General features: G+C 62.0%; 3 protein-coding genes and 1 pseudogene. 3 read left to right on the top strand and 1 reads right to left on the bottom strand.

Features of this window, described 5'->3' with window-relative positions:
- A pseudogene (locus VGH68_RS15785) lies at window positions 1-376 on the top strand (1-acyl-sn-glycerol-3-phosphate acyltransferase); the annotation flags it as partial.
- Here VGH68_RS15785 and VGH68_RS15780 read toward each other — a convergent pair.
- Window positions 373-1227, bottom strand: a complete 855-nt coding sequence (locus tag VGH68_RS15780) for a symmetrical bis(5'-nucleosyl)-tetraphosphatase (RefSeq protein ID WP_331604581.1) — start codon at window positions 1225-1227, stop codon at window positions 373-375. The pseudogene VGH68_RS15785 and the gene VGH68_RS15780 sit on opposite strands and share 4 nt — an antisense overlap.
- Before the next feature lie 182 nt (window positions 1228-1409).
- Here VGH68_RS15780 and VGH68_RS15775 point away from each other — a divergent pair, with 182 nt between their 5' ends.
- Window positions 1410-2345 (top strand): GDP-mannose 4,6-dehydratase, encoded by a 936-nt coding sequence (locus tag VGH68_RS15775; RefSeq protein ID WP_331604580.1) that lies wholly within the window; start codon window positions 1410-1412, stop codon window positions 2343-2345.
- 385 nt (window positions 2346-2730) lie between these two features.
- The coding region (gene rfbB / locus VGH68_RS15770) for a dTDP-glucose 4,6-dehydratase (RefSeq protein ID WP_331604579.1) at window positions 2731-3565 on the top strand (835 nt) is incomplete at its 3' end.

The following is a 3565-nucleotide window of genomic DNA, read 5'->3' as shown; positions in this document are numbered from 1 at the left end:
TATGTTCCAGGCGGCGGTGTCGGCGGCGAGTCCGGTTCAGCCCGTCTGTCTGATGTACGAAGATGCACAGGGACGGCAATCGACGGCACCCGCGTATATCGACGATCTCACGCTCGCCGAGTCGCTCGACGCGTTGCTGCGGGGCGCTCCGATGACCGCGCATGTCTATGTGGGCGAAGCGCTTGCGCCGGGCGCGGATCGACGCACGCTGGCGGCGCAGGCGGAACAAGCCATCGGCGCGGCGCTGCTCCGCTTGCAACAAGATGGGCGGGCTGGCGTGACGGGACGCTCGGGGTCGACAACCTCAAGCGAAACGACGCTTCCCGCAGAAGCGCCAATGATCAACCGTGCCGATCAGCCGGGCCGTTCGGCCTAGTCCATGACCGCGCGGCAGCCCGAGCAGTCCACTTGAGTCAGCGTGCGTTCGGCCGGATTGGCGGCGAGGCGCACCGCCGACAGTTGCTCGCCCCACACGCAACCTGAATCGAGCCCGATCAGGTTGTCGCGCAGCATCAGACCCAGCGCGGCCCAGTGACCGAACACGATAGTGACGTCCGCGGTCTCGCGCGACGGCACGTCGAACCACGGCACAAAGCCCGGCGGCGCCGAATTGATGCCGCCGCTCGAACTGAAATCCATCACACCGTCGAGACTGCAAAAACGCATACGCGTGAGCACCGTGCAGGTCAGGCGTAGACGGTCGATACCTTTTAAGCCCGGCTTCCAGCGATTCGGTTCGTTTCCGTACAGACCCGCCAGCGTTTCTTTCCAGTTCGGGGCGCGTAGCGCGCGCTCCAGTTCGTCCGCAAGTTCGAGCGTCAACGTGACATCCCACTGCGGCAATACGCCCGCATGCACCAGCAGCATGTCGTTTTCGAAATGCACCAGCGGACGATGCCGGACCCAGTGCAACAGGTCTTCGGCATCCGGCGCGGCGAGAATGTCGTCAATGGTGTCGCCTTTCTTCGACTTGCGAATGCCTGCCGAAACCGACAGCAGATGCAGATCGTGATTACCCAGCACCGGCTTCGCGCGATCGCCAAGCGCAATGATGTCGCGCAACGTGGCGAGCGATTCGCCGCCACGATTGATCAGATCGCCGGCGAACCACAACGGCGTGTCGGGCGCGGGCGCGGCCTTCGCGAGCAGTTGCTGGAACTGCGTGCGGCAGCCTTGCAGGTCACCGAAAGCAAGCGGGATGGAATGCGGCTGGATGGGAACGGTCATCTGGGCGGAATCAGGCACGTTACTGGCTGTCAAGGCAATATGTTAGCCTGCCATAATAGCCCGTTTGATGCGACGGTATCGCGACATGTTCGCGTCGCTTTCGAGGTTGAACCGTCAGATTCGGACGGGTCAAACCTGCAGTCCACGTGCACGATGTGCGCGGCATTTCAAGGAGTGAGTCGATGTGGGTCAACGGAGAAACGACGAAACCAGCGAAGCATGCTGGGCGCCTGACACGTACCCTCGTAACCGGAGCAAGCGGCTTCACCGGCGCCTGGCTGATCAGCAATCTTCTCGCCAGTGGCCACGCGGTCACGGAAACCGTGGCCGGGCAGGACGCCGCTGAAACTCCGTCGCGGCGCAGGCTCGACATCACGTCGCTAGAGCAATGCCGGCGCGTGATCGACGAGGTGCGGCCGGACTATATCGTGCATCTGGCGGCTATCAGCTTTGTCGGCCATGACGACGCGCTCGATTTCTACCGCGTCAATGTGCTCGGCACGTTGAACCTGCTGCAGGCTTGCGCGGATGTCGGTCATACGCCGCGCAAGGTGCTCATCGCGAGCAGCGCCAATGTGTACGGCAACGTGACGAGCGATGCCATCGACGAGACCTTTCCGCTTGCACCCGTGAATCATTACGCGGCCAGCAAGGCGGCGATGGAATCGATGGTGCGCACGTGGTTCGACCGGTTGCCTATCCTGATCGCGCGGCCGTTCAACTACACCGGTCGCGGCCAGACCTCGAACTTCCTTGTGCCGAAAATCGTCGCGCATTTTGCGCGCCGTGAAGCGGAGATTTCGTTGGGCAACATCGACGTAGCCCGCGACTTTTCGGACGTGCGCTATGTGGTGCGGGCGTATGAGGCCCTGCTGGATTCCGATGCGGTAGGCGAGACGGTAAATGTCTGTACCGGTCGGCCCTATACGCTGCGCGAGATCCTCGCGATGGCGAGCGAGCTGACCGGTCATGAGCTCGAGATTCGCATCAACCCGGCGTTCGTGCGGCAAACCGATGTGAAGGTCCTGGCAGGGTCGCCGGCCAAGTTGCGGCGGCTCGCGCCGGAGGTCGAAGCGATTGACTTCCGCGAGACGCTGGAATGGATGCTGGCGGCTTGAACGAGCGGCATGATCCGACTCAGCATGTTTTGCTCGTTTCGTGCCGGTGACGGGCGCGGCCCGGTATTCCTGACCTGTTGATCCTCCTTAGACCAGCCTGGCGCGGAGCCGGGCGCTGACGGCCACCGCACGGTCCGGCAGCGCAATTTTTCTATTTTTTGGCGTTCGGAAACGAACTTTGTCGAACTGTTTCAGGTTGTTAGGCCGCTCGATTCTGGCGGGTGCCGTTTTATAATCGGCACACAATGAAATAGCAGTTGCACGCGCGCTTTTCCCGTAGGGCGCAGGCGCCGGGTGGTCGCAAGCGCCTTGTCGATCCGTAGGCGGTACCACCGGATCGACACGCCCGGGTCGCGCCGGCCATGAACTTCTTGAAGGGAATTCCATGATTCTGGTAACGGGCGGTGCCGGCTTTATTGGCGCCAATTTCGTGCTCGACTGGCTGAACGCCTCGGACGAAGCGGTCCTCAATCTCGACAAGCTGACCTACGCAGGCAATCTGCGCACGCTCAAGTCGTTGCAGGACAGTCCGAAGCATGTCTTCGTGCGGGCTGATATCTGCGACCGCGAGACGCTTGATGCGCTGTTCGCGCAGCACAAGCCGCGCGCGGTGTTGCATTTCGCGGCTGAAAGCCACGTCGACCGCTCTATTCATGGCCCCGCTGATTTCGTGCAGACCAATGTGGTCGGCACCTTCGTGCTGCTCGAAGCAAGCCGCGCGTACTGGAACACGTTGAGTGACGCAGAGAAGGCCGCTTTCCGCTTTCTGCACGTCTCGACTGACGAGGTTTATGGTTCGCTGTCGGCCGTGGATCCCCAGTTCTCGGAAACCACGCCGTACGCGCCGAACAGTCCGTATTCCGCGACCAAGGCCGGCTCGGACCATCTGGTTCGCGCCTATCACCATACATACGGCTTGCCGACGCTCACCACGAACTGCTCGAACAACTACGGCCCGTATCAGTTCCCCGAGAAGCTGATTCCGTTGATGATCACCAACGCGCTGGCCGGCAAACCGCTGCCGGTGTACGGCGACGGCCAGAATGTGCGCGACTGGCTGTACGTTGGGGACCATTGCAGTGCAATCCGGGAGGTTCTGAAGCGCGGCGTGCCCGGCGAGACATATAACGTCGGCGGCTGGAACGAGAAGAAGAATCTGGATGTCGTGCGTACGCTGTGCGACCTGCTCGACGAATTGCAACCCAAGGCGGCCGGTTCGT

The organism is Paraburkholderia sp. (genome assembly GCF_036488505.1).
Taxonomy (GTDB): Bacteria; Pseudomonadota; Gammaproteobacteria; order Burkholderiales; family Burkholderiaceae; genus Paraburkholderia.
The sequence above is the reverse complement of the archived record's forward strand: the minus strand, read 5'-3'. Positions and strand labels throughout refer to the sequence as shown.

What these genes read in the sequence shown, in the direction of transcription:
- VGH68_RS15780 (WP_331604581.1), bottom strand. Translation starts at nt 1,227, where the DNA reads ATGACCGTTCCCATCCAGCCGCATTCCATCCCGCTTGCTTTCGGTGAC.
- VGH68_RS15775 (WP_331604580.1), top strand. Translation starts at nt 1,410, where the DNA reads ATGTGGGTCAACGGAGAAACGACGAAACCAGCGAAGCATGCTGGGCGC.